At 40.3% G+C, this 25,914-nt stretch carries 29 protein-coding genes; 12 read left to right on the top strand and 17 right to left on the bottom strand.

All coding sequences use genetic code 11. The annotated features are described in order from the left end of the window. Nucleotides 1-8 precede the first annotated feature (8 nt). Nucleotides 9-1,961, top strand: a complete 1,953-nt coding sequence (locus tag S4054249_RS25385) for a methyl-accepting chemotaxis protein (RefSeq protein WP_046357153.1) — start codon at nucleotides 9-11, stop codon at nucleotides 1,959-1,961. 16 nt (nucleotides 1,962-1,977) lie between these two features. Here the strand turns inward: S4054249_RS25385 and S4054249_RS25380 are convergent, their stop codons facing one another. The 4 genes from S4054249_RS25380 to S4054249_RS25365 all read right to left on the bottom strand — a co-directional run bounded on the left by S4054249_RS25380 (nucleotide 1,978) and on the right by S4054249_RS25365 (nucleotide 6,480). Further along, nucleotides 1,978-3,033 (bottom strand): hypothetical protein, encoded by a 1,056-nt coding sequence (locus S4054249_RS25380; protein ID WP_235611277.1) that lies wholly within the window; start codon nucleotides 3,031-3,033, stop codon nucleotides 1,978-1,980. 14 nt (nucleotides 3,034-3,047) lie between these two features. Beyond that, nucleotides 3,048-4,115, bottom strand: a complete 1,068-nt coding sequence (locus tag S4054249_RS25375) for a hypothetical protein (protein WP_052961050.1) — start codon at nucleotides 4,113-4,115, stop codon at nucleotides 3,048-3,050. A 300-nt stretch (nucleotides 4,116-4,415) separates the two neighbouring features. Further along, the gene (locus S4054249_RS25370; RefSeq protein ID WP_046357156.1) at nucleotides 4,416-5,459 is read right to left on the bottom strand and encodes a GGDEF domain-containing protein; all 1,044 of its coding nucleotides are present in this window, start codon (nucleotides 5,457-5,459) and stop codon (nucleotides 4,416-4,418) included. Between the two features lie 256 nt (nucleotides 5,460-5,715). After that, entirely contained in the window at nucleotides 5,716-6,480 is a 765-nt protein-coding gene (locus tag S4054249_RS25365; RefSeq protein WP_046357157.1) for a helix-turn-helix domain-containing protein, read from the bottom strand. Between the two features lie 115 nt (nucleotides 6,481-6,595). On the opposite strand from S4054249_RS25365, the gene S4054249_RS25360 reads away from it, so the two are divergent. Genes S4054249_RS25360 through yiaA form a run of 3 tightly spaced genes read left to right on the top strand, consistent with a single transcriptional unit; the run spans nucleotide 6,596 to nucleotide 8,212 of the window. Further along, a complete protein-coding gene (locus S4054249_RS25360; protein ID WP_046357158.1) occupies nucleotides 6,596-6,934 on the top strand; it encodes a hypothetical protein in 339 nt (112 codons plus the stop codon). 10 nt (nucleotides 6,935-6,944) lie between these two features. Then, a complete protein-coding gene (locus tag S4054249_RS25355) occupies nucleotides 6,945-7,754 on the top strand; it encodes a DUF2145 domain-containing protein (RefSeq protein ID WP_046357159.1) in 810 nt (269 codons plus the stop codon). A 2-nt stretch (nucleotides 7,755-7,756) separates the two neighbouring features. Continuing rightward, nucleotides 7,757-8,212, top strand: coding sequence for an inner membrane protein YiaA (gene yiaA / locus S4054249_RS25350; protein WP_046357160.1), 456 nt, complete (start codon nucleotides 7,757-7,759; stop codon nucleotides 8,210-8,212). A 6-nt stretch (nucleotides 8,213-8,218) separates the two neighbouring features. Here the strand turns inward: yiaA and S4054249_RS25345 are convergent, their stop codons facing one another. Together S4054249_RS25345 and S4054249_RS25340 are read right to left on the bottom strand one after the other, a co-directional pair. After that, entirely contained in the window at nucleotides 8,219-8,656 is a 438-nt protein-coding gene (locus tag S4054249_RS25345; RefSeq protein WP_046357161.1) for a GNAT family N-acetyltransferase, read from the bottom strand. Between the two features lie 287 nt (nucleotides 8,657-8,943). Then, nucleotides 8,944-9,930: a helix-turn-helix transcriptional regulator gene (locus S4054249_RS25340; protein ID WP_046357162.1), complete on the bottom strand. Its 987-nt coding sequence runs from the start codon at nucleotides 9,928-9,930 to the stop codon at nucleotides 8,944-8,946. 112 nt (nucleotides 9,931-10,042) lie between these two features. Here S4054249_RS25340 and S4054249_RS25335 point away from each other — a divergent pair, with 112 nt between their 5' ends. The 3 genes from S4054249_RS25335 to S4054249_RS25325 all read left to right on the top strand — a co-directional run bounded on the left by S4054249_RS25335 (nucleotide 10,043) and on the right by S4054249_RS25325 (nucleotide 12,060). Further along, nucleotides 10,043-10,897, top strand: coding sequence for a serine hydrolase domain-containing protein (locus tag S4054249_RS25335; RefSeq protein WP_167354872.1), 855 nt, complete (start codon nucleotides 10,043-10,045; stop codon nucleotides 10,895-10,897). 56 nt (nucleotides 10,898-10,953) lie between these two features. Then, nucleotides 10,954-11,238 (top strand): hypothetical protein, encoded by a 285-nt coding sequence (locus S4054249_RS25330; RefSeq protein WP_046357164.1) that lies wholly within the window; start codon nucleotides 10,954-10,956, stop codon nucleotides 11,236-11,238. Between the two features lie 105 nt (nucleotides 11,239-11,343). Continuing rightward, nucleotides 11,344-12,060 (top strand): SIMPL domain-containing protein, encoded by a 717-nt coding sequence (locus S4054249_RS25325; RefSeq protein WP_046357165.1) that lies wholly within the window; start codon nucleotides 11,344-11,346, stop codon nucleotides 12,058-12,060. 16 nt (nucleotides 12,061-12,076) lie between these two features. Here the strand turns inward: S4054249_RS25325 and S4054249_RS25320 are convergent, their stop codons facing one another. Next, a complete protein-coding gene (locus S4054249_RS25320) occupies nucleotides 12,077-13,027 on the bottom strand; it encodes a LysR family transcriptional regulator (protein WP_046357166.1) in 951 nt (316 codons plus the stop codon). Nucleotides 13,028-13,179: 152 nt separating this feature from the next. On the opposite strand from S4054249_RS25320, the gene S4054249_RS25315 reads away from it, so the two are divergent. After that, the gene (locus S4054249_RS25315; protein ID WP_046357167.1) at nucleotides 13,180-14,382 is read left to right on the top strand and encodes an MFS transporter; all 1,203 of its coding nucleotides are present in this window, start codon (nucleotides 13,180-13,182) and stop codon (nucleotides 14,380-14,382) included. Between the two features lie 14 nt (nucleotides 14,383-14,396). Then, a complete protein-coding gene (locus S4054249_RS25310) occupies nucleotides 14,397-14,930 on the top strand; it encodes a hypothetical protein (RefSeq protein WP_046357168.1) in 534 nt (177 codons plus the stop codon). A gap of 72 nt (nucleotides 14,931-15,002) precedes the next feature. On the opposite strand, the gene S4054249_RS25305 is transcribed toward S4054249_RS25310, so the two are convergent. After that, nucleotides 15,003-15,482 carry a nuclear transport factor 2 family protein gene (locus tag S4054249_RS25305; RefSeq protein ID WP_046357169.1) on the bottom strand — a complete coding sequence of 160 codons (480 nt, stop codon included), beginning with the start codon at nucleotides 15,480-15,482 and terminating at the stop codon, nucleotides 15,003-15,005. A 133-nt stretch (nucleotides 15,483-15,615) separates the two neighbouring features. Here S4054249_RS25305 and S4054249_RS25300 point away from each other — a divergent pair, with 133 nt between their 5' ends. Then, nucleotides 15,616-16,014, top strand: a complete 399-nt coding sequence (locus S4054249_RS25300) for a winged helix-turn-helix transcriptional regulator (protein ID WP_080928406.1) — start codon at nucleotides 15,616-15,618, stop codon at nucleotides 16,012-16,014. A gap of 20 nt (nucleotides 16,015-16,034) precedes the next feature. On the opposite strand, the gene S4054249_RS25295 is transcribed toward S4054249_RS25300, so the two are convergent. The 3 genes from S4054249_RS25295 to S4054249_RS25285 all read right to left on the bottom strand — a co-directional run bounded on the left by S4054249_RS25295 (nucleotide 16,035) and on the right by S4054249_RS25285 (nucleotide 18,496). Continuing rightward, nucleotides 16,035-17,096, bottom strand: a complete 1,062-nt coding sequence (locus S4054249_RS25295) for a Kelch repeat-containing protein (protein ID WP_145925115.1) — start codon at nucleotides 17,094-17,096, stop codon at nucleotides 16,035-16,037. 573 nt (nucleotides 17,097-17,669) lie between these two features. Continuing rightward, nucleotides 17,670-18,056, bottom strand: a complete 387-nt coding sequence (locus tag S4054249_RS25290) for a thiol-disulfide oxidoreductase DCC family protein (protein WP_046357170.1) — start codon at nucleotides 18,054-18,056, stop codon at nucleotides 17,670-17,672. 230 nt (nucleotides 18,057-18,286) lie between these two features. Further along, nucleotides 18,287-18,496, bottom strand: a complete 210-nt coding sequence (locus S4054249_RS25285) for a hypothetical protein (RefSeq protein WP_046357171.1) — start codon at nucleotides 18,494-18,496, stop codon at nucleotides 18,287-18,289. A gap of 178 nt (nucleotides 18,497-18,674) precedes the next feature. Between S4054249_RS25285 and arsH the strand changes: the two genes are divergently transcribed. Continuing rightward, nucleotides 18,675-19,418: an arsenical resistance protein ArsH gene (gene arsH / locus S4054249_RS25280; protein WP_063881481.1), complete on the top strand. Its 744-nt coding sequence runs from the start codon at nucleotides 18,675-18,677 to the stop codon at nucleotides 19,416-19,418. A gap of 48 nt (nucleotides 19,419-19,466) precedes the next feature. Further along, nucleotides 19,467-20,087 (top strand): RNA polymerase sigma factor SigZ, encoded by a 621-nt coding sequence (gene sigZ / locus S4054249_RS25275; RefSeq protein ID WP_063881480.1) that lies wholly within the window; start codon nucleotides 19,467-19,469, stop codon nucleotides 20,085-20,087. A gap of 3 nt (nucleotides 20,088-20,090) precedes the next feature. Here the strand turns inward: sigZ and S4054249_RS26775 are convergent, their stop codons facing one another. From S4054249_RS26775 to S4054249_RS25250, 6 genes are all read right to left on the bottom strand, one after another. Then, nucleotides 20,091-20,267 (bottom strand): hypothetical protein, encoded by a 177-nt coding sequence (locus S4054249_RS26775; RefSeq protein ID WP_167354871.1) that lies wholly within the window; start codon nucleotides 20,265-20,267, stop codon nucleotides 20,091-20,093. Nucleotides 20,268-20,477: 210 nt separating this feature from the next. Then, entirely contained in the window at nucleotides 20,478-20,981 is a 504-nt protein-coding gene (locus S4054249_RS26840) for a hypothetical protein (protein ID WP_069953173.1), read from the bottom strand. A gap of 10 nt (nucleotides 20,982-20,991) precedes the next feature. Next, a complete protein-coding gene (locus S4054249_RS25265) occupies nucleotides 20,992-22,617 on the bottom strand; it encodes a hypothetical protein (protein WP_046357368.1) in 1,626 nt (541 codons plus the stop codon). 257 nt (nucleotides 22,618-22,874) lie between these two features. Beyond that, complete coding sequence (locus tag S4054249_RS25260; RefSeq protein ID WP_230851952.1) at nucleotides 22,875-24,212, bottom strand: N-acetylmuramoyl-L-alanine amidase; 1,338 nt, start codon at nucleotides 24,210-24,212, stop codon at nucleotides 22,875-22,877. A 332-nt stretch (nucleotides 24,213-24,544) separates the two neighbouring features. Continuing rightward, complete coding sequence (locus S4054249_RS25255) at nucleotides 24,545-24,967, bottom strand: energy transducer TonB (RefSeq protein WP_052961062.1); 423 nt, start codon at nucleotides 24,965-24,967, stop codon at nucleotides 24,545-24,547. Nucleotides 24,968-25,006: 39 nt separating this feature from the next. Beyond that, nucleotides 25,007-25,720, bottom strand: a complete 714-nt coding sequence (locus tag S4054249_RS25250; RefSeq protein WP_052961061.1) for an SAM-dependent methyltransferase — start codon at nucleotides 25,718-25,720, stop codon at nucleotides 25,007-25,009. Nucleotides 25,721-25,914 lie beyond the last annotated feature (194 nt).

Below are 25,914 nucleotides of genomic sequence, written 5' to 3'. Positions count from 1 at the left end.
AGTGAGTTATGAGAATGCGCCAAAAACTCATCGTAAGCTTTGTGCTTACCGTTATTATTCCGATACTAGCAATATCAATCATGAGTATTACGCGCACCAAGCAAGAGTCCTTAACTCGTTTTACCGCTTCATCTGACAGCGAAATACGCCAAGTTGAAAATACCTTTGTGTTATTTTTCGAGCAAATGAAAAACAATGCGCGTTTTTTAGCTCAGAGCCAATCAGTCACTAACGTCGGTGATGATACAACTACCTATTTTGGCGCAGAAAAAATGATGACACCAGAATCATCAGGCAGCAACGAGGCCGCCATTTTTGAGCTTTTCAAAAGTTTTGGCGTGACACATCCGGAGTTACTATTTGTTTATTTAGGTACGGCGCAAGGCGGCTTTATACAATATCCCGCAGAACCACTCGGCGGCTACGATCCACGTAAACGACCTTGGTATCAAGAAGTCACTAAAGCATCTGATGAAGTCATAATTACGGATCCTTATCAAGGTGTAACGGGGCAAGCTATGGTCTCCATTGCCACTGCCATCAAACGCAATAGTACGTTAGTCGGTGTACAATCCCTTGACGTTACACTTGCAACCTTGACCGACATAGTCAGCAACATTCAATTGGGAGAAACAGGTTATTTGATGTTGTTAGATGGCAATGGCACTATTTTAGCCGACCCCAAGAATCCAGATAGCAACTTTAAAAATATCGCAGAATTAACTTCTTCAAAATACCAAGCGATTAAAAATGGCCCAAAAGATGCGCTCATTGAAATCAATGACAACAACTCAAAATTAATGGCAAAACTGTATCACTCACAAACCTTGAACTGGACCTTTATTGCTTTAATGAATGAGGATGAAATTCTAGCTTCAGCCTATGCGATGTCTTATAACATTAGTGTTATTGCAGTCATCATGCTGGTACTTTTTATTGTGATTGCCATTGTACTGGCCAACAAAATTGTCTATCCCATCGAGATGGTCTCAGAAGGTTTAAAAGAAATCGCGCAAGGAGAAGGCAACTTATCAAAACGGTTACAGATAATTGGCAATGATGAGATCAGCGAGCTGGCTTCTTGGTTTAATCAATTTTTAAACTCTATCAATGCATTAGTTATTGATATCAAGAGCAATGCCAGCAACCTAAACGAACAAGCACAGCAATCTCACGGCAGCATCGATGAAATACGCGGTCAATGTCACCACCAGGCTAGTACATCACAACAAACCGCAGAGCAGACTCATGCTATGGAAAATATGGCAATGACAGTCAACGACAATTGCACCCAAGCATTAAGCGAAATATCAAATACAGACTCTCATGCACAGCAAGGTAATAAACTGATTCAAAGTACTGTTCAACAAGTGGCTACACTTAACGACTCACTAGATAGCTCTGCGAAGGCCATGAGTGAGCTTGAAGACCAAAGCAATAATATCACCAATATACTTGAGGTGATCAGAACCATCGCAGAGCAAACAAATTTGCTGGCACTCAATGCTGCCATTGAAGCTGCCCGAGCAGGCGAGCAAGGTCGAGGTTTTGCCGTCGTGGCTGACGAAGTCCGAACACTCGCACAGCGTTCACATGATGCAACCAAAGATATTGAAAAAGTGCTTACAAAACTGACTGATCAAACCCGCTCTGTATCAAAACACATGACATTAAGTGTCGAGGAATCTAAATCAGCCATTGAACAATCAGAACAAGCCCACCAAGCATTTGAAGAAATCGCCAGCTCAATTTCACGGGTAAAACCCATCATTGCAAATATTTCAGAGCAAGCGGAGCAACAAGGTGCCTATGCGAGTGATAGCCGTTCACAAATTGAAGGCGTGAATCAGTCGATCAAGCACGTTAGTCAATCTGCTGACACCTTATATGATGGTGCAAAACAATTGGTGATATTTGCCAACAACCTCAATGAACTTGTTGGCAGGTTTAACACTGACTAACTAGCATTGATGGGCACTAGCGAGTATTTTTTTGCTCTGCCATGCCTTGCAAGAATTCTAAACTGGCACGCTCTTTGGCATTTGGTGAATAAGGGTCCCTTGATAATTCCGAAAGATCTATATCTATTAATGGGATCTCAGAAATTACACTTTCACCAAATCGAGCTCGCTCACCAGGGATTGAAGACATACGTTCAACGATGAAGGTCATCAATCTTAAGTCTGAACTCGAGGTAGGTAGCACTGTTTGATGGGCTTTTAGCTCTATTTCTTGTTGGCCGAAAGACAACTTGGATTTAGCAACCAAATGCGCCAAGGGCTGCGCACCATCATATAGGTTTGCTCTCACTCGATAAATCCCAGCGTCTTCGACTTCCAAAGCCAAAGTGATGAGTAAATCACTGCCATTAATTTCTGCATGCTTTAAACCAGTGAGCTTTGCACTGGGCTGCTCATATTTAGCTTGTGCCACAATGGTAATAGGATCGCCTGCAACATCAGCCTCAACTTTTAATTGCAGGTCACCATTAAAATCTTCTCTACCTGACACTTCGATATACGCACTGGAATCTGCCACACGCAAAGATTTTTCGAGTATCACTTTGTTATCATCTACCAAACTAATCAACACTTTTGCTCGCGATATCTGCTCGCCTTTTAAAGTCAACTGGATCGGTTCTGGGTGAATGAAGCGGTATTTATTCAACGCTAACGAAATAGTACCGCTCATATCTGATGTCGGTACAGTCACAGGCACAAAACGATTAGGCTCTATACGATCAATATCGTTGCTGGTTAAAGGTTGAGAATAAGGTGCAAAACGTAAAGTTTCACGATAATTATTGGCAATGACTTTAGCCGCTTTTTGCGTACTGGTAAGCTGAAATGGTGACATATCAACTGCGCTTGGGACTGGTTTAGATTGAGGCTCAATGGCAACTTGAATAGCTTGATTTTCAATAATCTGCGGGGCTTCTTTTTCTGCTACCGCAGGCTGTTGTTGAGATTCACTTGGCGATAAAAAACGCCAAATAATAAGTGCCGTTAAGGCACTTATTATGATTATAACCACTTTCTTCATCGTATTTACTCAGGCATAGCAGCATATAAAAGTGCTGACATACTGGTATTATCCGATTGTCTTACGTATCTATACTTTTTCTTCCAAATCCAAAAGCCTTTCTCTTCTTCATAAGTAGAGAATGCAACACGCTTATTTGGCGCAAGTTGAGCTGACGCATTGGCGGTTGTTACTTTACCTTTTGACTGGTTAACAATCACTGAGAAGTGATCATAATTATCACTCATCAACATTGGGTAGTGATATGGCCAGAAGTTTCTTACACCATCTTGGCTTGTTAATTTTCCATCCATGCCAACACTGGCACTACAACTATCGAAGGCACCTGCTTGGTTTGCGCCACATGCTGAATGTGCTGCAACAACGCTATCATCGATACCTGGTAAGAAGAGTTTAGTTGCGTTGAAGTAAAGATCACCATCAGCTACAAATCTCAATCTTGGAGTACGCTCGCTTGGGAAGCTTGCTAACTGACGCGCATTATTCACTTTCAAGTCATGCAATACACCGAGAGTTTGGCCAACTGAACGACCTAACCATGCTCTCACAGCCGCTTCGACTACTGGATTCGCCAATCCATTTGCAGCATTCACAGCCAAGTCAGCCAGTTCACTACCACCACCAGCACCAGCCACATCAAAAGTCGCGACAATATTAAGTGGCTCAAGGCCTGCATTTTCCAGCCAGTTTGCTTGGTTATCTATGATATAACGTGTGATTAAATCACCCGTAGAGTGAGTCAAAAAGATACAGCCAGGCTGACAAACGCCTTGCTCTGACATGGTACGCAATTTGGGCCATAGATAATCACTCGCGATTTTACCTTCTATACGCTCATATGATGGCCAGTCTATACGCTCATCTGCCAATGCTCCCCAGTAATCAGCCCAATAAGCCTGACCATCACTCTCTATTTTTCTTGGATCAATTGCAGATAATTGCTGTGATTGAAATCCATGAACTAAAACGGTTTTATATGCTTTAGCGCTGACATTGGCACTTACACCCATCAACGTTAACACAAAACTACTAACCAACATCTTCTTGATTAATTTCACTGACGTACACTCCATTTTTATTATATTAATGACGTAAACACACCAACGACTTCGTGCTTAGCCACAAAATAATTGCAAGTAAAAACTCAAAAATCAAATTTATGACTCAAATATGTTTCAATTATTTAACCTTAAAGATCAAAAAAGGGACTATTTGTCGATCTTTAAGCCACAAATAATAGGGACTAAAATTGAAACAAACGTGATGTTTAAGTTAAAAATGGATTAAATTATCGAACTGTAAAGTTATATAGACGCAGGCTCGCAGACTATTGATATGAAACACTTAAATGGATAGAGAGGAAAAGAAGTAACTTATCCAGCTACTTCTACACGGTTTCGTCCATGGGATTTGGCAAGATATAGGGCTTTATCGGCACACTCAACTAAGCTGTGCCAAGTCATTGTTTTACCATATAATGCTATACCAAAACTGGCACTGATATGCTTTAAAACTTCGCCAGTTTCTTTATCTTTTATGGACAACTTTGCAATGTCTTCACGGATGCGATTAGAAAAGCCAACAGCTTCACTGATGCTCGAAAAAGAAATCAAAATACAAAACTCTTCACCACCATAGCGGTAAGCTTGACCTTGTGCATTGCTGTGAAGCTGAAGCTTTTGCGCCACTTTACGCAGTACATCATCACCACGCTGGTGACCAAAGTCGTCATTAAACTGCTTAAAATGATCTATATCTACGAAAATGAGTACTTTTTGAAGTGAGCTTGGCTCATCACAAAATTTAATAATATCATCATCAAATTTGCCACGGTTGAGCAGCCCTGTCAGCTTATCAGTACTTGCTTTGGTTTGAGCGTCTGTCAATGTTTCTTGAAGCTGCTTAATTTCACTGTATGCAACTTCTAACTTCTTTTGAAAACACAGCGCATTGTGTTGCATTACAATAGACTCTTGCGTCAATTTCGACACATAATTCAGTACATCGTTATAAATCTCAGGACCGGCTCCAAGATCTTGCTTCTTAAGTTGATGCAAGCCTACATGACATTCAGATAGCACAGCTGAAAACTCTTCAGAGCAGTTCAAAGTATTATTAATCTCTTGTTCAACACTAGAGAGTGTGCCTTTGACCAGATCAGACATTTCGTGAAAAAGCGCCAAATCTTGCTCGCTGAGAAATTCATCAAAAAGTGACTTAGCATTTTGTGGCGGACAAGTGCCATGTTCAGCCAAAATCTCGTCGAGCTTTCGATTGAGATCAGGTTCTTTACCCAAGACGTAACAATACCATATCGCATAGTTCATCGGCGATAATGGGATCTGGTATTTCACCATAAAAGGGACTGCTTGTTTTAAACAACTTGCAGACTGCGCAAAAGAGCTATTTTGTTCCATGTAAGACCCATCAAACCACGGCTAAGGCGGTATAATTATTAATTTTTGTTCTGCTTTGAGAGCCAAGAAATACAATACTAAATAATTAGAAAAAATTAATCAATCATGAATTTAACACTCTAATAACAACGGACCTATGCAAAAAAAATGCATACGAATTAAGTATAAATAATAACGTGCGAATAATTTATGTAGCCAAACCATTAGACAGTACCTTTACAAGGTATTTGGTAATTGCATTTTAATCAACTCAATCTCACTCAACTGTTTCTTTTTTAGGGTCAATATTATCTCTTAGCATACTTTTAAATTGGCCTAATTGCCAAGGCCGCATCGCAAGTAATAAACCGACACCTCTACGTTTACACAACGGTAATTTAATATCTTGCTCATTAAGCTGCGCAATTTCTTTGGTCAGTTGCTGCAGTCGACGCTTTATTGTCGCTATTGTTGCATCGCTATAACTACCTCTTAAATAGAAACGATAACTATCTTCTTGATTAAATTCACCCTGTAAAAACTTACCTAACACCTGCTGCTCGATATATGACTCCAACGGTCCCCCAGGGATCCAGCTAAAGTCTTGTGCGATTAATAGTTTATATCGGTTATTAGGTAATAACTGAATCATTTTCAATCTATCTAGCTGTGCTAAAAGTCGAACACACTCCAAAGCTTCAATCTGATATCTAGACACGATGTCTTCAAACTCCCAGCCATCTCTCACACAGACCGCCACTAAAAAAAGCTTTGGGTTATCCATAAGTTCTTGCTCTTGCCTGACGCTTAATTGGCTGATCCGTGATTGCTGTGATTGAGTCAATGAAAACAGATCGCACAACGTTAGCTCCAGAAGCTCACAAATACTCTCAAGTTTTTGTAACGAGAATAAGTCATTAGAGAACATTCGCTTTATTGTTGCCTCACTTTGTTCAAGGTGTTCAGCGACATCCTTATAAGTGAGTTTTTTCTGCTTAAGAAGTGTCTTAATTGTATTGGAAACTAATGGGATCTGACTCATGGTATTAAAATATGATACTTAAAGTATCTAATACTTATACATGGTATTAATAAATTTACAACTCCGTCCAGTTTGCTAGTTTAAGAAGCAACACAACGAAATATGGAGTTTTCACATGATTATTCAACATCTAAAACAAGCAGCTTTACTGAGTACTGCACTGTTTTTAACACAGCCGAGCTTGGCATCTGACAACGCGTCAAATGCCAGCACACACGGCAGTCATGCAATCAAATATAGTGCACTAGCAGCAACCGATAGCTTGGCAACAACAGCTGCGATTTCTACGGCAATTGTTGCCGTACCTGTCATGATATCTGGTGCTGTGTTACTGAGCGGCGGCGCTGCAAGTGTGGCAATTGCAGACAACGCATTTAAATCAAAAAAGGCACAACCACTACCAATTAGTGATGATGTCATTATCGCAGGCCCACCTCCCTCAAATACATTATAAGGAGAAAGACATGGGTATATTAAGGCGCGTCGCTTATCTAGTGCTGACTATGCAAAGCATGCATGCTACCGCAGGCAGTGAACAATCAGGGGAGCACCACTATTCACCAAAAGAAATAGCGCAGTTTGCTAAAAAAGTGGAACGATACAGCGCAGCGCATCAAGCCCATGTGTTTATCATTGCAAGAGTCGGGCAACCGAGTAACACACTACCTAAAGGCGTAGAGTTTACGCATGTAGCCTTAGCTGTGTATTCACAGATAACAATGCAAAATGGCGAGACAAAACTAGGGTATGCTATACATAACCTTTACCAACAAGCAGATAACCCAGAAATTAGTGAATTAATCATTGATTATCCAACAGATTTTTTTTGGTCTGTGCAAGACCTTAAAGCTGGGATTGCAATACCCACAATAAATGTTCAAAAACAGATACTGGAAGCAATCAATAATGGAGTGGCGAAGCAAGTTCATAACCCTAAATATTCACTGATTGCTAACCCTTACAATAACAAAAGACAAAACTGTACAGAGCATACGCTCAATGTCATTAATGCCGCTCTTTACAAAACAACGGATATGAAACAGATAAAAGCAAACACAAAGGCCTATTTTCAGGCACAGCCTTTATCAATTAGCCGATTTAAATTGTTCTTCGGTTCTATATTTAAAGATGACATCTATAAAAAAGATCACAGTGGTGATGTGCGCATAGCAACCTTTACCAGTATTCGTAATTACCTCAAACAATATAATTTGCTAGCACATTCGGCGGTACTTACGCCAGATACACCCATAAACACCTTGAAGGAAAAATAACGATGGAAAAACAGACTTCAACACAACCATCTAACAAAGCTTTTAACTTGGCCTCTCTGCTGGTTTTAGCAATTGGTGTAGCAACCTACTGCATTGGTCTATTTAATGCTTCTATGCAACTTAATGAAAAAGGGTATTATTTGGTGATCCTCTTATATGGACTGTTTTCAGCCGTTTCATTACAAAAAAGTATTCGAGATAAACAAGAAAATTTAAACACGTCTAGGATTTATCATATATTGAGTTTAGTTTCGACAGGCAGTGCTATCTTATTTCTCCTCATTGGTTTGTATAACGCGGATTTGCTACTCAGTGAAAAAGGGTTTTATGGTATCGCCTATATTATGAGCTTGTATGCAGCTGTTGCGGTCCAAAAGAACCTCAGAGATCAAGCATGTCACGCTGATGCAGAGCACAATACAGAGCACTTACAAGATGCACTGCAAGAGTTAAGTTAAAGCAAGCTAGACATCGGCTGTTAATTTGCAGGACATAATCAACTTATCGTTGTGGGTCTCAACAATCTCAAAGTTATATTTTTGATATAAGGCTACGAGGTGAGGCTCACATTTTAAATTTAAAAATGACCAACCAAGCTCTATTGCTCTCTGCTTGGCAAAATTGACCAATACCTCTGCCAAGCCTTTGCCGCGAAAGCCATCATCCACATAGACACCATCTAACCAACAGCGTCCATTATTAAATTTAATCTCCGCAGCGCCTGCAAGCTGCTCATTAAAGTGTACAACAAACCCAACTCGCTGCTCAGTACTGGAGAGTTTTGTGGTGACATCTGACACGCTGGTATTTAATTGCTTACTATCCCATTGCTTATAATACCAATTTGCAACTTGTTGCAACTCTTTAGATTCCGCGAGTAATAACGATATGCTTGTACACATTGTTTAATCTTAATTTAATAACGCTGATAAGGTGTGTGTTTATACAAGATTTTATATCAGCGACGCAACAGCGACATGGCCGATTATGAATATGCTAATAGCGTTACTCTAAAAAGACTAACGCGCACCGAAGTGCGCGTTATCATGACATGGTGAAGGGGCGACTCCAAGGATGTGTTACACATCAGAAACCCTTCACATGTATAAACGCAGCAGCTATTAAGTTGGATCAAAAAAATTTAATAATTTTTCTAACCGCCCAAACAACAAACAAAAACCAAGCCGTATCATGTATTTTTTGAGCTACTCCAAGTTTTGTAAGCCTTTGGTGTGCGTCCTAACTTTAATTTAAAGTTTTTCGCAAAATTCCCTGCGTGCTTATAGCCAACCTCTTGAGCAACTTGCATAACAGGAAGTTCAGTGCGCGCCAATAAGCTAGCGGCACGATTAAGGCGCAGCTCTGTCAAATACGCAAATGGCGCGCGGCCAAACACCGTTTTAAATTGCTGCTTAAGCTTATAGTCATTCTCACCCACGATTTTAGCCAGCTCCACAATACTCGGAGGAGACTGCATATTGGTTTCCAAGTATTTTGCAGCTTGATAAAGCGCTTTTAAGTCAGTTTCTTTAATGGTGGCCAGACTATTGTGATAGGTTTGATTGTACTCAAGTAATTCAGTCATCAGTTCCATCATTTTGGCCTGCACTAATAGTTTCATGCTTTTAGCAGATAATTGGCAATCATAAACTTGATTTAGCATATTTTTTATTGCCAATTTAATTGGAAAACAAATGAAGTGTTTTTCGATTAAAGATGATACAGAGTTCGCTGATTGATATTGTGCTATCAACGATGACATCAGCGCGTGACTCAAAGTGAAGCTCATCACTTTATTTTCGCCTGCACTATATTCAAATGTACAAGCCGCTTGCTCAATAAAAAATAAACACAGATGATCTTTTGGGATCATTACAGTGCCTGTGACAGGGGTTGTAATGCTCACTCGCCCCTCTAAAACAAAAAATGCGCCACAGAGTTTACCACTATCAGCCGTGAATTTTGTCTTTTGGTCAAAGTTCAGTTCATTGATTTGCAACGCACTATCGTCATTATAATTAAATCCAAAACTCACTCCCTTACCAAGCTTCTCAGGCAAAGAAATACAATAATCCGAATCTTGTGACCACCTACTCCTACAGTCTAATACTTTTTCTGATTGCAATACCTGTTTGCTTGCTGAAAACGCGGTATTCCCTGCTTGTTCAGTATGCACTATTCAATACTCCATTCAGTGACAAAATAACTCCTTGTCGTGCTCTGCTTGCTCTGAGATATAAGTAAAAATGTGTGTTCAATACAACACGTACTCTCAATACAAACCACAAATGATGAACAACTTTACTCCAGTTAATAACAATGACGACAGCAAAACACCAGAAATTAAAGGTACGGTTTTAAAGCGATTTAAGCCGCTCAAAAATGCTTTTGTACATAACTTCACACAACATCACGAAACTGGCGCTGAGATCTGTGTTTATCACAACGGACAATTAGTGGTTAACTTATATAGCAACAACGCACTCACTTCACCTTGGCAAGCAAATCACAGAGTCAGTGTAATGTCTTGCTCAAAAGCAATGCTGGCTATCTGTATCCACAAATTAGCTGCCAATCGGCAAATCGAGTTAGATGCCCCAATTTGTCGTTACTGGCCCTGGTTTGCAAAACACAACAAAGCACATATCACCATTGCTGCTGTGCTCAACCACAGCGCAGGACTACCTTGCCACTCAACGGGAAAACCCCATGATATCTTTGATTGGCAAGCATCGATTAGCAACCTGGAATCAGCCAAGCCTATTTTTCCCGCAGGACAAAAGCTCGTATATCATGCCCTTACTTACGCTCATATTTTAGGTGAAGTATTACGCCGTGTGGACGGTCGTATGCCAAGCACTTACTTTGAGCAGGAAATTGCACAGCCATTTGATATTGATTGCGCACTAACAAGACAGGCAAACCATCCGCATCGAGATATAAAACCAAGCCCAGCCTTTTCTCGTTTTGGACTAACATTGATGTCTCGCTGGCTGCCTTATATTCCTTTTTGGAAAAACCAGTATTTTAGAACCTGTAGCGAACACTATCACCCAAATTCATTGGCTTGGCACAACAGTGAGATTCCTGCGGTGACTGGTCATGCATCAGCTTTGGGGCTTGCAAAAATGTATGCTTTTTAGCCAGTTGCGGTACTTTACAAGGCCAAACACTCCTGCCGCAGCCTCAGATTAAAACAATGATGCAACTGAGTTTTGCAGGGAAAGAAATGGCAACTCAAAAACAATGGCGTATGGGCGCCGGTATGATGCTCAACTCCCCAGATTTTTGCCCATTGGGGCCCAACTTAGCGGTATTTGGTCATATGGATATGGGCGGTTCAATCGGGTTTGCCGATCCCGAATCAAAACTTGCTTTTGCATATGTGACCGAGTCTTTTCATACCCCAAATAAACACGACAAAAGCCTCTGCGGTAAACGACAACAGAACTTAATTAAAGGGTTATATAAATCCATTTTATAACAGGTTATTAATCAAGAGTGACTGGTCAAAAAAGTACATTAATTTCATTACCTTTGTTTTTAAACCATGCTAATTTGATAGCAAAATAATAATAATGGAACGACAATGAAACCCATTTACTTTTCACTTATCTATCTTTGCACTATGTCGGTGTATGCCAACTCTCCTCTGCCCGACAATAGGCATGTAAGTATACAAGGCAGTGCAACAGTTGAAGCAAAGCCCGACTTAGCTGACATCTCTTTTGAAGTTGAAGTCATGAAAAGCACCACTTTGGCGGCAAAACAAGAACTAGATAAACGGGTCAATGCTTTATTAGAAGGGTTAAATACATTTGATATTCAAGATGAACATGTCTCAGCGTCTAGTTTATTGACTGAGCCTCATATTATTTATGATGATGAGGACAACCCAATAGAGTCAGGTTATATCGCCACTCGTTCAATCATTATCACGCTCACAGACATAGATAAACTCAATGATTTTCTCAATTTTGCCTTGAGTGTTAAAATAGACACAATAGAAGACATCAAATTCAGATCATCAAAATCGTCCCAATACCGACAAAAAGCAACCATGCGAGCGGTTCGTAACGCAAGAAATAAAGCAAATATGTATGCTGAGGCTTTTGGCGCGAAACTTGGCCAAATCTATAGCATCGATCCCAGCGCACATGGTTCTAGATACCAATACGGTATTGAGCGCATAGAAGTAACTGGCTCGCAGATTGACAGCGCCTATTTATCCACTGGGCGCTATTTACAAGCAACCATTACATTCTCTGTGTCAGTCAATGCCGTGTTTGATTTAGAAGTAGAGTAAATAACAGAGGTGTTCGTCATCGTACACAGACGACTTGCTCAGCCCATGTCTGATAAGCACTTTCTTTATGCTTTTCAAGTTCATCCGTTAAGAATGAAAGAAAGACGCGCACTTTTGCCGGTAAATAGGTCCGTTTGGGGTAAATTGCAAATACCCCATTTTCTATTTGTGGTGGCCTAAAGTAAGGGTAAACAGAGATAAGCTTACCTGACTCTAAGCCTGCTTTTGCTAAAAAGTGTGGGAGTTGCGCAAACCCTACCCCATCCTCACACATTGCCACCATCATTTCACCATCATCCGTAATGTGACTAGCTTCAAGGTCGTACAGTGTATACTCACCTTGCTCATCAGGTAAATAAACTGGCTGCAGTTGCTGGGTTTCTTTTATACGAAACCCAATCCACCGATGTACTTTGAAATTATCTCGCAGCACAGGCGTGCCATTTTTCGCTAAATATTCCGGTGATGCACAGACGAAAAAGTCCATCGGGCTGAGTCTCTTAGCTACCAACCGACTGTCTTTCACATACCCAGTTCGAATGGCAATATCTACCCCATTATCAATGACATCTGTGTGCAAATCATTAAGTTGCAAGTCGAGTTTAATATCGGGATAACGCGCACAAAACGCAGCCAATATAGGCCGTAAATACAAATGGCCATAACACACTGCGGCATTGATCTTTAACACCCCGCTTGGCGAGTCATTGAGATGTTTAATCTCACCTTCACATGCAGAGAGTTCCTGTAACAACTTTCGAGCAGTAGACAAATATTGCTTACCTGCATCGGTGACACTCAACTGCCTGGTCGAACGCTGGATCAAAGTCACTTGAAGCTGAGTCTCCAAACGACTAATTGCTTTACTCACTGCAGATGGGTCTGTATTACAGGATGCAGAAGCCGCAGCAAAACTCCCAGCTTCACAAGTCGCAATAAATAGCTCCATTGCTCTTAGCTTATCCATTTGATATTTCCTTTATTATTTTTCACTCAAATATACCAGTTTAATCCGTGAATTATATTCATGGCTGAACTGTAATTTTTACTATTTTTCCGTAAGTGGTGTCTTCATACACTGAGCTAACCATTTTTAAGTACTATTTTGGAGGCTAAGTTTTGCGACAACTCAACGAGAATACACCTGACAAACAACCGATGCTGCTATATTTTGCAGTGGCTTTTATTGCGATGTCAGGGCTCTCTTATATTAATTTTCTACCGGGATTAATAAATGTCCTAGTAAATGGCTTAGGATATACAGAAAGCCAAGCAGGCCAAATTGCTGCACTCAATGGGTATGGCGCTTTATTTGGCACTGCGCTGGCCATCTTTAGCGTGAAATATATACATTGGAAACCGTCGATTATCAGTGCCATGTCTGTACTGCTGATTTTTGAGTTGACCACTCCCGCCATGATTAGCTTTGATACCATGTTAGTGCTGAGATTTGCCGCAGGCTTTGCAGGCGGGCTGGCCGTTGGTGTGTCATTTTCTGTACTTGCAAAAATGCATAATACGAATCGGGCTTTTGGCTTTTTGTTATTTATTCAATTTATTATCGGCGCATTGGTCATGTACGCACTGCCCTTGCTAGAAGCTACCTTTGGTTCATATGCTGTATTTTATGTCATGGCAGCAATAGCAATCATGAGTATTTTTATGGCGATAAATATTCCTTCTGGGCGATTTCCAACTTACACACAGTCACAACAAAGCCATACAAAGATAGGCTCCCTTAGCCTATCAATGACGATCATGTTAGGTATCTTTATTTTTTTAACCGCAGCCAGCGCTCTTTATGCTTATGTTGGTTTAATTGGTATGAGAGCGAACCTAAATGAAACGCAAGTGAGTACATATATCGCCTTTACAGGCTTATTAGGTTTGCTCGGCGCTATCATTCCCATGATACAAGTGCCATTGATTAAAAGACGACCACTGACCATAATCAGCATTTCATTATGTCTCGTTGCAGTGCTCATATTACTCCAACCAACCATATCCATAACTGCCTATATTGTCGCACTGGCTTTGTTCTTCTTCGCCTGGCCCACAGTGCAATCCTTTTTATTTGCGGCGATTGCCGATATCAGCCTCAGTGGACGACTATCTACTATAAGTTCACTCGTATCCTCTATTGCGATGGCATCAGGGCCTATGCTAGCCGCATTTTTAATAAAACCAAGTGACTATAGCCTGATGCTCACGGTCTGTGCGTCGTTATTTGCGCTTTGTGCAGTCATTTTATATATGCCGCTCAAAACAGCGCCTCCTGCAAAGAGGCAATCTACTCCCACTCTTGCCACACAAGCTAAGTAATAAAAGGAAGTATCATGATCAGGTTTTTGCTTAATAAACAGATACAAGATATGAAGTCGAGGTACGATTATGATGTGCAATATATGGAAGATATTTTGCAATCTAATTTGGCCGCTTTTTTCAAATATTGGGGTTTTACCAGTATGTCATCCCATAGCGCACAGGTACCCATTGCCCCATTATTTGCTGCACGCATACGTACACTTATCAAGGAAGATTGCGGGCCCTGTATACAGCTTGCTGTCAATATGGCATTAGAAGCTGGATTAGATGCGGCACTGATTGAACGTATTATAAAAAACCAACAAAACAAAGTACCTAAAGAAGTGGCGCTTACAATGCGCTTTACCGAGCTGGTGCTTGCCCATGACCCTGATGCTGATGACCTCAAGGCACAAATAGTTTTGCTTTGGGGCCAACAAGGGCTAATCACACTAAGCTTTAGTATCAGCACCTATCGCGTATTTCCAACGCTCAAATATGCGCTAGGCTATGGCAAAACCTGCCATAAAATTGAGATAAATCAGGCAGTACATAAACCGAGCTAACTCTACGAAAGACGACAGCTCTTGCCCACTTTAGCGAATAAAAGTGGGCTTATTGATCCGCTTAAACAGAAGTTAAAAGACCCCATTCGCATTGTTAACTTTACCGCCCATAAACAAGTTATACAGTCGCATTGACATATCTAATGGCTGTATCGCATCCCAGTGCTCTACCAACCTACCATCTCGCACAGTCCATGTATCTATAATGTTCATGCCTTTCGTATCATCACCACGATGCTTTTCTTTTAATGTCGCATGAGAATGAATGATCACTTGTTCACCATCAACAAACATACGTTTGACGTCATAACTAAATTCAGGCGCTAATTTCACAAAGTCTTTAAGCGTTTTTACCACACCAGCGATACCATCCGCCATGGTACGGTTGTGCTGCTTGTATTGGTCATTTCCAAAGCGTGCGATTACTTCGTCAAAGTTGTGATCGTTCATCAGTAACTGCACAAATTCAGCTACAGCTTGGGCATTACCCAGTTCTTCTGCTTGCCAGTGAGATTGAGTTAGTGCTTGTAAATTGATCTGTGGTGTACTCATTGTTTGCCCTTAAAACTTGATTCAACTAAGGCTATCAAAGCCTTGAATTTCACTTTTAAAATGCAAGTTAAATTATTTGATTGCAAAATGCAAGTGAATTATCATGTAAGCATATCGAACAAAGAGACGTATTATGACCAAACGTTCTGACTGCCCTATCTCTAATTTGCTTGATATTGTTGGGGATAAATGGAGTTTACTGATCATCAGAGATCTGATGTTTTTTGCTAAACATTCTTACTCTGAACTACAAAACTCTGAAGAAAAGATGGCTACCAACATTCTATCCAGTCGCTTAGAGAAGTTAGAAAAGCAAGGGCTCATCAAAAAACTACCTGATGAGAAAGATAAGCGAAAAAAGGTATATCAGCTCACAGAGCCTGGCATCGATTTAATGCCGACTCTGTTAGAAATGATACTTTGGAGCGCGAAACACGCTTCAAATCTAAATATACCAACGCAGCTAGTCGAGCGTGCACAAAGCGATCGGGCAGCATTATTAAAAGATCTGATAGCGAATATTAGACAATAGCGCAATCCATGCTCTGTTTTCTATTGTAACGACATGCGCTCAAATGTGGCGGAGGTGCCCGTTGCCCCCGCTTGTTTTGCTCCGCCGAGCAAGTAGATATGATTATTTGTACTTACCGCACCAAGCCCATGACGCGTCGATGTCATTTTAGAAGGTTCAGTGTGCCAGAGGTTGGAATCCGGATCGTAACGCCAAATACCATCAAAGGTACGTGTTTTCATTTCTCGTTCTCCCTGAATGTTCATGGTGTATGTATACTCTTCACCACCAAATACATAGATTTGGCCATTAAAAACTGCACTAGCGAGCCCTGCACTGGCCTGAGGCATGTTTGCAAGGCGCTCCCAGCTATCTTGCTTGACGTCATATCGCCATAAATTATCGAGATTTTTAAAATCGAGTGCATTAACACGGCCACCCATCACATACCATTGATCGTTAATCACCACTGATGTCGCTGAATTACTTGCTATCGGTAAAGGTGCAGCTTGCTGCCACCGGCCTGCTTTGAGTACCCAATGCGCATTTGTGTCACTCAATTTACCGTTTATCAAAGTGCGACCACCAGCAACATGCACATAGCCATTGATCACACCATAAACAGATTCCCCCATAGGTATCGGTAAATGTGGGCCAACTCCCCATGTACCACGGCCTTTTTGCAATGTAAAAACAGTTCGCTTTACTTGCCATGCATTCTGTGATGTTGCATTAAACCCGCCTATTGCATAGAGCACATTGTCGCTGGCTATCAGCCCTAAATGGTGTCGAGATTCCGGTAATACAGGACCACGCGTCCACTTTTTCGACTGCTCATGATACACATAGGTACTCTTTGAGGCCGCCAAATGAGCAAGTACTGCGTGCTCATGCGCGCTTTGTTCAAAAGCGCCAGCCACATATATTTTTTCATCAAAAACAGCTGGGTATACTTCTTGAAGTGGTGTGGGTAACTTTGTCTGCGGTTGCCAATGGATATTTTTTGGCTCAGAAGCTGCGCCTTGCGTTGCATTCACCGAACAAGCTTGCAGTATAACCAAGCAAATAGATGCGAGTAAAAATGAATAGTACTTTTCGTTCATAGATTGAGGCAATGATAATTTTGGTCTGAAAAGTAAAGCATACTCGACTGATAATACCTGTGATTTTTTCCTCACCTTAAAACTTATCTATATAAATTAGGCTTTTAAGTTTGCACTGTACCCTGTATATAAGCAGTGATGTACTATTTTTGCTGAGTGTTGAAAACATAGTAACCAAAACAAGTGTTACTTTTTGACTTATCTGTGGTACTAAAATATTTCCCAAGCAAGCCATATTTCACTTTAAATTCAATAATTTCAGGGCAATATAATGTGTATACCTCACCTAATCGGAGCAAATCAAACTGTAATTACTCAGTTTGACTCGGTGTTCAGCTACTTTACTTTGAACCGTGTTAAATATACGTCACCAAATAGGAGGAATCGAGATAATAAAACAACGAACGCGAAGGCTACATATATTTGTTCCTGATTTACACGCACATCAAACACTACAATATAAAAGCCCAAGATAACAAACTGAAACAAGCTACTTTGTATACGCTATCAATCACATTTTGAAAACGAGCCTGAATGATTTATTATGCCTTAACCTTCCTTGATTGAAGTCTCTTAACGACGGCACGCACCACTTTCACAACGCGCCTTGCCTGTCAGTAAGTACGAGATTCGATAACGATTTTTTGCAAACAATAAATAAAGCTTATCCGCCATTGGTTTAATTAAAGGCCAACGAAGTGGTGCATACAGCCACCCCATACCTACCAGTTGCCATGCTCGGTGTGTGACATCTAAGCCCAGCAACAAGCCGTCTTGCTCGTCAAGCGCATGTAAAATCAAGTTGGCTTGATTGGGGTCTATATGTGGATAGTTGATAAATTCATCATTGTGAATGTCGACTGTTTTAATTTGTGCTGACTTATCACGTTTGGTCAACGCCATCATCTCTTTTACGCAAAGTGGGCAAGTACCATCATAAAATATCGTTAATTTAGTCATGTTTCTCACTCATGTTTATTACCCGATACGTACAGACAAAAAAATACGATCAGTACCGTGCTTGCAAATACACCATAACGCAGTAAGGGTGGATATTAAACTAGATTACAAGAAATTAGCCTATGTGAAGCATCAACAAACGTATGAGGATTTTAAAGTAAAAAGAGCCACAATTGGATGGCCCTATTTTTCATAAGTAAGTTTAATAGTAGTTAACTATTTCGCCCTTATTATCTACCACCGAAAACACGTGGAGTGCCACCTTCATTAGTACAACGAAAGTATGCGCTATTGATAGAGCCATCACTATATGCCTCCTCATACCACAAGAATGAACCATTTTTATAGCATACAACATAAGTGGCTTCTTGAGCTGTAGAAAAAGTAGGTAGTGAAAGTGTCACGATGGCTGCTAATGCTACCAGTGTTGTTTTAATCATTATTTGTCTTTCCTTATTTTAATAATTTTCGTGATTTAAAATTACGCAAAAATGCTATCAAAATAAGAATCAAAAGAAAACAAAATGTATATACTGATATTTTCCTGATTAGAACTAATATTTTCGTCTTTTCTAAAACTCCCCCGTCTTATATGTGTTAATAATTTCGGAGGTGAAAATGCAGTACCTAAAAACTCAAACATTCGACTTACAATTTCCAATAAAAACAACCAGCGCGCACAAACCAAAAGTGCTGGTTCTATATGGCTCGCTAAGAGCAAACTCCATAAGTAAAAAGGCAGCCTTTGAAGCGGGCAATATACTGACCTACATGGGCGCAGAAGTCCGATATTTTAACCCCCAAGGTCTACCTGTATTTGATCATGGTGAGAGTGCCGAACATCCCAAAGTCATAGAGCTTCGAGATTTAGTCACTTGGTCAGAAGCACAAGTATGGAGCTCACCAGAACTGCATGGCAATATGTCTGCCGCACTTAAAAACCAAATCGACTGGATCCCATTGTCTATTGGTGCTGTAAGGCCTACACAAGGCAAAGTCCTCGCTGTCATGCAAGTCAATGGTGGTTCGCAAAGCTTCAATGCGGTAAATAATATGCGAATTTTAGGGCGTTGGATGCGTATGCTAACCATACCTAATCAGTCATCGGTAGCGAGGGCATTTAATGAATTTAATGATGATGGTTCCATGAAAGCAAGCAGTTATCGAGATAGAGTCGTCGATGTGATGGAAGAACTGATGCGCTTTACTTACTTAACCCGAGACAATAAAGACTTTTTAGTCGATAGGTACAGTGAACGAAAAACCCAAGCTAAGCCACAAACACAAATATCCGCTGCGATGGCAGATATCCTAGAGCAAAAAGCACCATTCAATGAAAACAAGCAAGTATCTTGCTGCTAAGATAAAGGAGCGATAGCAAACTAGCTATCGCTCCTTTGAGAGTAGAAAATGACGATAGAAGAAATCTGGAAAAAATATAGGAATAGCTTAAAAGCTTTTTTACATAGCAAAGTCTCTAATCCAGATGATGTTGAAGACTTACTTCAAGATGTATTGCTTAAAACACACCTCGCCATGCATAGTTTAAATCAAAAAAGCAGTGTCAAAGCGTGGCTCTTTCAGATTGCGCACCATACAGTGATTGACTATTACCGAAAAAACGGGCAAGAAAAACACATTCAATCTCAGCAATTATGGTATGAGTCTCAACAAAGAAATATAAAAATTGAACTGGCGCAGTGCATCAAGCCTTTTATTCAAACACTGCCTGACTACAGTGCCTCTTTATTACAGGAGGTTGAACTTGAGGGCAAAACTCAAAAACGACTTGCCCAAGAATTATCTATAAGTTACTCAACTTTAAAGTCGCAGGTACAAAAAGCCCGAACGGAACTCAATGATGTGTTTCACGCTTGCTGTGAATATGAATTGGACAAATATGGCAATCTCATTGAATACCATCCTAAGTCAGACTTTGATTCTCGTGGGTTAAAGTCAGATTTAAAACAACAAGTACACAAACGACCATGTAATGATTTGAAGTTGATACTCAAAAACGCAAAGGATTAATACTTAATTCACAAGACGCTTTTTGGTTTTTCGAGGGAATAAGCGTAGCCAAAATGCGGTTTCCAACGCAACCCCTAACACTACAAAAACAAAGGCACTATGGGCACTACCGTAGCTGTATGCACTCAGCGCAGCAATTAACAGTGCCAAGATAATCAAGATCCGAAATAATGTTTTCATATTTGTTCCAACTGTCTAACTCGGTCATTTATACAGTACGAAAAAATCGCGTCAAAAGCCAAAGGACTTTGTAACAAATATTAAACGCTTGTTGAATGGCAACTAAATTAGATTCAACTTCTGAGGTTAACACCAGTGGGTAGTAATAAAGCAGCGTACCAATATATGTAAAGACTATATTGGTACGCACGATATAAACCTAAACTGACACTATTGCCATTTCAAGTCATCCCAAGTTGCTTTAGTCCAGCTTGTTTTTGTAGCTGGTAAAGTACCAGTATCACCGCCACCTTGGTCGCCACCACCTTGGTCGCCGCCACCTTGGTCGCCGCCGCCTTGGTCGCCACCACCTTGGTCGCCGCCGCCTTGGCCACCACCACCTTCGTCGCCGCCACCTTGGTCGCCGCCGCCTTGGTCGCCACCACCTTGGTCGCCGCCGCCTTGGTCACTGTCACCTTGGTCACTGTCACCTTGGTCACTGTCACCTTGGTCACTGTCACCTTGGTCACTGTCACCTTGGTCACTGTCACCTTGGTCACTGTCACCTTGGTCACTGTCACTGTCACCTTGGTCACTGTCACCTTGGTTATTATTTACGTTCGACGCACTAGATGATTGCTTATTATTGGCTGTTGAAGCACCATCACCTCCGCCACCGCAAGCACTGAGAAGCATAACCAAAAATACGACGAAAATGATTTGCAATAAGTTCATACCCGCCTCATCAAAGTGCCGTTACACGGATGTAGTTTGCTAAACGGCTAAAATCAACCACCTCATCAATTCGATCTGCTTTGGCCGGCCAGTTAAACCCGTTTGTCAGATCATACTGGCCGCTAGCAAGTGCACCTTGCCCATCAACCTCCATACCGCCAGACCATTTACCTAAAGTAAGGCTAAAACAGGTGTAACGACCTATCTTTACTTGTATTTGAGGCCTGAGCCTTTGAAGTGAATAAGAACTCTCAATTTTATCACTTCCCATTTTGTACTGTCTTTGCATAAACCCACTTACAGAAAATATCGCTTTAGCATTATCACCTATGGGTTGTGAAGGAGATAAATGAAAAGTACTACACATGGTACTTACACCAATCGACTCGTAAGTATTTCCTTCACTTAGGGGGATATCGACGGCATACCTTTGGTTTGTTTCAAAATCCATCACCGGGAAACGGTACATTCTAAAATTTTCACCATGTAAAGAAAATACATCGCCGGGTGCTGTGGCAATATAAGAGTAATTAATTGGTGCGTCCAAAATATCTTCATGCGGATTAATGATTGGATCGTACGTCTGTATTGGCTGACGTGCAGCCTCTAGCGCATCCAATCTACCACCATGTCCCTGCACAGATGACTGTATGGTTGAAATTGTAGAAGATTGCGTATTGACTGTAGCACTCAAATTAGAGACAGCCGCATCTAAATTGGTTAAATCTGTATTCAATGTTGTTTGCGACGAACTCAGTGTTGTGATTGAATTTTCATTATTCTGAGAACGCGTTGAAATAGCAGAGAGCTGGGTATTTACTGATGATACCCCATTACTCAATTGCGTTACTCGATTCTCAATATTTGTATCAACAGCCTCCTGTTGAGCTACTCTCTCCTGTAACGCATTCAAACTACTCTCGTTAGCCTGAGATCGAGTAGAAATAGCAGTAAGCTGGGTATTTACTGAAGATATCCCCGTATTCAATTGCGTTACTCGATTCTCAATATTTGTATCAACAGCCTCCTGTTGCGTAACTTTCTGCTGAAGCGCACTTAGGCTGCTCTCGTTGGCCTGAATTCGCGTATTCGCAAGGCTAACGGCTTGTGTCTGTACTTGCAAACTCGTATTCATTACCTCTAATGCAGCGCCATTTTGAGTTGAAGCTGTATTCAATGCAGTAATCGTTTGTGCCTGATCTGCCATCTCTGCACGAATACTACCTAAGCTTGTATTTATCTGCGTAATTTGTGTGGTTTTTAATTGTTTGTCTGTTTGTAGCGATTGAATACTCACTAAAGATGAACCAATAAAGTTATTCAATGCATTTTCATTTCCACTAACAGCCTGCTGTAGGGTAGATATAGAGGTGGTGTTATTTTCAATTTTATCATTAGCATTGGTTAGCTGACTGTTCAATCCAGATACAACTGAAGTCAATGACGTGTTTAACTCTGCAAGCTTTGTCTGGTTTTCACTGATATGCCCTGATAAGAAAGAAAAATTTTCATTCACTTCAGCTGCTTTTGCAGGCGTATTTGCAAAAAACTCATGTGGTACTGCCACACTATTGCCTTCATTTGCACTTAACGACATGGTAGATAGAGCGGCCCCAACCATTAATATGTGTTTCATAATGTCCTTTTACTCATAATAAAAAGAAGTATTCTAAATAAGAAAAATCAAATTAAAACAACAAAATCAAAAGTTCTTTAAAAAAACAATTGAATCCTAACTTTAATTAATAAATTAATATTTAATACATTAAATTTTTGAGAAAAGGGAAGATAAACTTTATCTTAACGGTAATACTATACACCACATCGCGTGCAAAAATAGAATGACTTACTTAGCACTCAAATATATAAATAAAAGCGACTATTACTCTTTGGTTATCTCTTTGGTATTGTCAGAACCTGACCTATTTTAATAGCATTGGTCCTCAAATTATTGGCTTGCTTGATGCTTTTTATAGTCACACGGTACTTTTGCGCAATAATTGAAAGTGACTCACCTCGCTTTACACGATGAGTTAAAGAGCTGGTTGCTGAAATTAGTGTGCCTTTCGGAGGGTATTGGTTAAAATAATTTAAAATTGCATTAGTTATAGCCACCGCCAACTTTTTCTGGTGAGTTGGGCTATTTAAGTTTTTTTCATCTTTAGGGTTGGAAATAAAACCCGTTTCAATAAGTACCGACGGAATATCTTGTGCCGTCAATACAGCTAAACTCAACCCAACAGGCTTTGTCTTATGTAACTTGGTGACTTTTTTTAACTCGCTTAAAGCTTCCGAGGCAAATACATAACTACTTTGAGTCGTAAACTCTTTAGTCATATCAGCCAGGATCACGGCCAAATTGTCGTCTTGCGTATTTTTAATTATTTCCCCAGCACCTCCGAGCAACTGAGACTCTCTTTCACGATTTGCTATCACTTTCGTGAATTCCGAATTCGCTCTTCGCGCAGATTGAACCAAAACGGACGCACCATTAGGTTTAGAAGACGTAAAGGCATCCGCATGAATTGATATTAATAAATCAGCTCTGTTTTCTCGCGCCATACGTGGCTTTCGCTCATGCCTGACAAAATAGTCACCAGTTCTGATCAACACAGCCTTAAAGCCAGATTTCGCATTAAGTTGAGCAGCCAACTTTTTGGCAATTGCCAGCGTAACATGCTTTTCGTAACTGCCTGCATAACCAATAGAACCAGGATCATCACCGCCATGCCCTGCAACAATTGCAACGACAACGTCTCGGTTATCATCAACTGTCTTACTTTTAATCGCTTGTTTCGCCTGCACTGTATCATGCAACTCAACTACCAATCTGTGACCATATTGTCCTGTCGGAGCCAAAGGAAAAACAACCAATTTATATGTATCCCCCAACTCTAATACAACACGTTTTGATGCTTTATTTTTGGGTGTACTGGTACGCACTTTTTTAACTCGGTGGTCGCTTTTGGTCAAATTTTTAAAACTAACTTGAGAGCCACTATCGTTAAAATCAATCACTAGACGATTAGGAGAACGCAGACTAAAAAAAGAATAATCAGGTTTGTCTTTTAAATCAAAAACCACTCTTGTGCTTGTTGGAGCAGACCAGAGCCGCACAGACTCTATAGCATTGTTAGCATATACTTGTGCACTACTTATAGTCACTAAGAGTAAGGTGGTGGCTAAAACTGAGCTTGCCAACAATTTTTTGTATACTAAACCGACTTTCAAAGCTTGTCCTTTATAGCAAACATACTGCATTTATGCAGATTATATTAGTAAAATAAATAATGTAAGTGAATTTTAATTCGATGAAGTGCGAAACCCATCATGTTTAGGGCTAAGCTATAGAGTGAAGCAACTTTAAAAGCAAAAACGATAGCCATAACCACTTCTAATCACCACTGTGTAAATTTAGATGTGATTTCAATATCTAAAAGAGTTAATAGGGGCTTGGCTCACGTTATCAGGATTGATTTATTTTAAGAGACTTATTTAAATACAAGAAAAAATGCAAAGCTAGAAAAAGCCTTGCATGAACTCAGATCAATCTCATTTAATAATTATACTCGATCACAATTTTCAACTGACTTAGAAAGATCTGTAGAGAACCCTATTTCCGCTGTTGTTCTGACTGGTTGGGCGAATTTATTGCTCTCAGCGGGTTGCCATTTAAACTGTCTAAGTGCCTTTTTAGCTGCGGAAATGAATCGTGTACCAGGGATTGACTTAATTGTCTCAATATCTGTTGCTTTTCCTTCACTTGAAATCACGAACTCAAACTCTACACAGCCACTTATCCCTTTCATTGCGGCACTAGACGGATAAACAGGTGCTACATGCTTAGTATTATACCAATACAGCTCGACATCCTTTTTAGAAGAAGTTAAATCAAGAATCGGCTTTTCTTTTGTGCCATCAATCCCCTGCTGTGATGCACAACCAGTTGAAAGTGCCGCTATTAATCCTATTGTGATTATCTTCATATTATTTCCTTTAATTTAAGTTAAAAGTTATTGCATAAGCTATTTTTTAAATAAATAAAAGCCATAGCCCAGTGTATTTCTTCCCGACTCAAGATAAATATCCATCCACGAATCTAATTGCTGAGTCTTTGATTTTAGTGCGTCGTTGTAAGGGGACTCTTCCAACAACATGTGCGCGTACATCACACGCCCCCATTCAAAGTTGTCCCAATCCTCATCACTGCTAGTAGTCGCATATAAAGCGGTAAAACCGACTTTACGTGCCAGCTTTATATTGCCATGATGCGAGTGATATATATCCTCTGTGACTCCCAATACATTCAGATAACCTTCCTTAGGCGGCTGTTTCCAGTAGCACTCCCCTAGCAGAAGCTTACCGTTTGGTTTTAATAACTTAATCGTTTCCGACAATGTGCTTAATAATGCATTAGGGCCTTGTTCATATGCATGCGTTGCGCCATTGCAAATAATTAAATCAAAATGATTTAAAGGCAGCTCTACATCGTTAATCGATTGACTTATAAACTCAAAACGATTTGGCTCAAAGTGACTCTTGGCATAGTCCTGTGCTTGTTCAATGAGAACATCATCAATACCCACCCCTAAAACATGAGCATCATAGGCTTCCAAGACTTGGTGTAAAAACTTGCCATTTCCACACCCTACCTCTAACACATGTGAGGATGGCGGCAACTGCAATTTTGAAATTAAATACTGTGCTTTTATTTTCCCTAAAGGACTATTATATTCCATTTGTTAATTACCTCATAAAGAAACAAAACAAATGTAATACAAATATTTAAAAAATATAATATTTGGGTAATTTACCTAAAATGGAAGCTATGAATTATGTCAAATAAATTTAAACAATCTCTGCCATTGATGATAATCAAATTATTACAGTTCAGAAGTTGATAAATTCGACTAACAAACGGAGTTTGGAAATT

The organism is Pseudoalteromonas luteoviolacea, from assembly GCF_001750165.1.
Taxonomy (GTDB): domain Bacteria; phylum Pseudomonadota; class Gammaproteobacteria; order Enterobacterales; family Alteromonadaceae; genus Pseudoalteromonas; species Pseudoalteromonas luteoviolacea_G.
Note: the sequence above shows the minus strand (reverse complement) of the source record. Positions and strands in the feature narration are given on the sequence as shown.